Source organism: Winogradskyella sediminis (assembly GCF_003387355.1).
GTDB classification, from domain to species: domain Bacteria; phylum Bacteroidota; class Bacteroidia; order Flavobacteriales; family Flavobacteriaceae; genus Winogradskyella; species Winogradskyella sediminis.
This window is the reverse complement of record NZ_QUNH01000016.1, coordinates 1-3,572: the sequence shown is the minus strand read 5'-3', so window position 1 is coordinate 3,572 and position 3,572 is coordinate 1. Positions and strand designations below refer to the sequence as shown.

5 protein-coding genes are annotated in these 3,572 nt (G+C 27.7%); 3 read left to right on the top strand and 2 right to left on the bottom strand.

Features of this window, described 5'->3' with window-relative positions; translation table 11 throughout:
- Positions 1-112: 112 nt before the first annotated feature.
- Entirely contained in the window at positions 113-565 is a 453-nt protein-coding gene (locus C8N41_RS16600; RefSeq protein WP_147298984.1) for a hypothetical protein, read from the top strand.
- A 145-nt stretch (positions 566-710) separates the two neighbouring features.
- On the opposite strand, the gene C8N41_RS16595 is transcribed toward C8N41_RS16600, so the two are convergent.
- Positions 711-1,160: a hypothetical protein gene (locus C8N41_RS16595; RefSeq protein WP_115840095.1), complete on the bottom strand. Its 450-nt coding sequence runs from the start codon at positions 1,158-1,160 to the stop codon at positions 711-713.
- Positions 1,157-1,669: a Panacea domain-containing protein gene (locus C8N41_RS16590; RefSeq protein ID WP_115840094.1), complete on the bottom strand. Its 513-nt coding sequence runs from the start codon at positions 1,667-1,669 to the stop codon at positions 1,157-1,159. The genes C8N41_RS16595 and C8N41_RS16590 overlap by 4 nt, the downstream gene beginning before the upstream one ends.
- A gap of 235 nt (positions 1,670-1,904) precedes the next feature.
- Here C8N41_RS16590 and C8N41_RS16585 point away from each other — a divergent pair, with 235 nt between their 5' ends.
- Together C8N41_RS16585 and C8N41_RS16580 are read left to right on the top strand one after the other, a co-directional pair.
- Positions 1,905-2,138: a hypothetical protein gene (locus C8N41_RS16585; protein WP_115840093.1), complete on the top strand. Its 234-nt coding sequence runs from the start codon at positions 1,905-1,907 to the stop codon at positions 2,136-2,138.
- 17 nt (positions 2,139-2,155) lie between these two features.
- Positions 2,156-3,322, top strand: coding sequence for a hypothetical protein (locus C8N41_RS16580; RefSeq protein WP_115840092.1), 1,167 nt, complete (start codon positions 2,156-2,158; stop codon positions 3,320-3,322).
- Positions 3,323-3,572 lie beyond the last annotated feature (250 nt).

Here is a 3,572-nt window from a genome sequence, read left to right as displayed (position 1 = left end):
TCAAATTATTTTTTTGCCTTCTAAACGGCTTAAAAAAAATCTTTTGAACGTCTAAATTTGAACCAAAAAGAGTCAACCTATTTCAGTATAATACAAAAAACCGAAATCCGAATTGAAAAAAAGACATTTAATAATAATTTCGATTTTACTAATTATACTTTCATTTTGGTTTGGAATGAAGGTAGAACGCGAATTTGCAAGTTGGGACGAAATAGGAAAACCTGTATTTGAAAGGGAACAGATTTACTTTCCGAATAAAAAAAGTTCTCTGTATCTGAAAAGTAAAAATTGGGGATTAACGGCTGACCATAAAATATCTGTGATTTCTACGAAAAGAGAAATGGAATTTCAAGCTGACTCAATATCTGAATATATTTTTCACGGATTTGGCGAAATAATATACAAAACGGAAAATGATACTCTGAAAATTTACTCAACTCAAAAACCGAAAATCCCACCGAAATTTGAATCAGAAATTAAAGTGGAAATAATAGAAATTAAGAGTAATCCAGAATGGATTAAACTGAATGACAAAATAAAAAACGACTACCGAAAATTTGAATAAAAAACGATTTGCCAACACTGTATAAAATTAATTGCTAGTTCTAGCCTACTTACGAAAGTCCTCGCGGACTTTCTATCCGTGATTTATTTGCTAAATTTAGTGCTTAAAACACGCAACTAATCTTATACATAACCGTTGGCAGTAATTAAAAACCGAACTTCTTCTTCATATAACGTTCTATCGTTGAAGCTGTAGATATTGTCATATGTATTGACTTAAGAACATTTGAACTAACATTTCCAACTGCTCTTTCTGGATTTTTAATTAAAAAGTCAACAACTGTTTGAATCGGAAACTCTCTTAATTTTGAGCAATCAACAAAACTATCCTTTTCTAAAAATGGATTATTTTTTTTATCAATTTTTAAATGGAGTGATTTTAAGTAAGAATTATAAGCTATGTTAGGATTGGCTTCAGAATTAATTACAACGTAAGCAAGAGAAACCTCTTTATCATCTTTTGCAACTACTATAATATATTTATCATAAGTTATTGTGAAATCAGGAATCTTAATCAAGATAGCATTTCCTAAATCTATATTTCTTTTTGCAAAATCGTCTTTTAAATTATCTGGAAAGAAATCCCCTAAACTCATATCAACTCTAAATTGTCATTAATTTTTTGTTGACTTATAAAGTTTAATAAATTTTCATCAGCACCAACAGCTTTAGCCATATCTAAGTAATCAATATTCCAACTAGCTTTGTTATATGCGTAATCGTGTGACTTATCGGTTAAAGCAGGAAATTCTAAATCTTTATTTTCCTTTAATGATTCATTAAGACATTCTAAATCACTTTCAGATAAAAAATCTAAATCTGGTTCGACTAAAGATTTAACAAAATAGCTATGATATTTAGCAACAACCTCTTCTAAACCTTCAATATTCTCGTCTACTACATTTTTGACAAAAGAAGGTACGGGACCATATTTCATTTTAACATATGTGTCCCCAAAAATTGGTCTACCATACTTTAAAAGATGTTTCTGGTCTGCAAAATATAAAATTTTGTAAGTCTTGTGTGTGTCAGCTTTTTCAAGATTATTTATTACAAACAAAAGACTGTTGACAGCTTTTTCTTTATGTAAATTAAAGTCTCTCATAATATTCAGTGGGATTCATTTTAAACTAAATGAACGTGACAAAGTTACAAAAAAATAACTACTGCCAACAATGTATATAAAAAATAGCTAATTTCGTGCCAAATTTTATTTGTGTTGCTAATTTAATAACGCTAATTTAGTCGGAAAAGTATCTGTATACTTACACGCTACTTTTCATATACTAGACCGTTGTGCAACATTTGTGAGAAACAGTATAAATGAAAAATTTAAATATATGACACATAAAGAAGCTGAACAAAAAGCAAATGAACTAACTAAAATGTTTAAATCTAAATATTCAGATATTGTTGCTCACGTGGACTTGATAGAAGGAACTGATGAAATTATAATTTCATTTTTTTGGAATAGAATTAGTGTCGAAAGGTGGAATGATGCTCAAACATTTAAATGCAAAGATATGGACTATCAGAAGGTTCTCGAAAAGGAAATTATTCCTTTCTTTAAATAAATCAAAAATATTAGATTTTGAATTTAGAAAACTTTCTGTATTTAGTTCATGAAGAAATATGTTCTGGAATTAAAAAAATTTCTGAAAAAAGATGTTATCTCAAAAAACCAATCTTTAAAGGTCCTAATCAAGTTTGGTATTGTGACGTGGATAATTATTCACCCAGAATAGTTCTAAGTTTTTCTCATAATATTTTTAGTGTTGAGTTTAATAAATTACGAGTTTCTAGTACAGATTCTAAACCCGACAATCAATTTAATTTGTTTTATAAATTAGCCTCGAATGAAAACCCTAAAATCACTGAACAATTTAGAGAAGAACTTTTAACCTTATATGATAAATATTTAAATAGTTACATAGATACTTACTTAAGTAGAGTCTTATCAAAAGTCAATTATTATAAAACAACAATTAAAGAGTCCTCATCAAAATCAAATAACAAAAATCATAAATACTTTGAGGAACCAAATATTAAAATCTACAAAATAATTAGAGGGTCAAAAAAAGTTAGACACAAAAGCGGAGAAGGATTTTGGATTAGTGTATACGAAAATCATACTTACGAAATAATAGCTAATAATTGTTTGAATGATGATGTTAAAATAAAAAAAATCAAAGAGTATTTAAAATTTAGAGAAAAACAAATTCAGTATGAGGAAGAATACATCTATATGGAAAAGAGAAGTATAGAATATTCAGATAGAATCTTAGATTTAGAATTTTCTTTTATGATAAACAATTATGATATAGAAATACTTCTGAAAGAGGCCAAACAAAATAATTTCGCAAATTATAAAAATTGGATAACGAAAGAAATTCTAGTTTTCTATTCATTTCTTTTTTTCGGAGATGTAACCCGCTTTATCGAGAACTTAAAGAAAACATATGATAAAGTTGACTATTGGGCACTTTATGAGACATATTTTAGAATCTATCAATCATACTTGAATAGGAATACTATTTTTCATTTCTCAAACGGATTCAAGGATTATTCAAATGACATAAACTTCTATTTACCCAATAATTATATAGAAATAGAAAAAGAAGTTTACAGTTTGTTTAATTCAACAGATATAGATAGCTGTTTTAATAATTTTATAGTCAATTGTAATTTACATGAAAATAATTATGTTGATGTAATAGAATCCGTATATAAATTTATTAAACAGAATAAAACAACTTGATAAAAAACGTTGCACAACACCGTGTATAATTAATTGCTAGTTCAAGCTTACTTACGAAAATCCTCGAGGATTTTCTATTCGGTTTGTATTTGCTAAATTAGTAGCTCAAAACACGCCACTAATCATACACAAACACGTTGTAGTGCATTTGAGAAATGAACTTTCCTGAAATAGGTTGACTAAAAATTAAGCAATTAATTACAGTCACTTATGAAAACAACAAATGAACACTGGCGAAAAAAAAGCTACC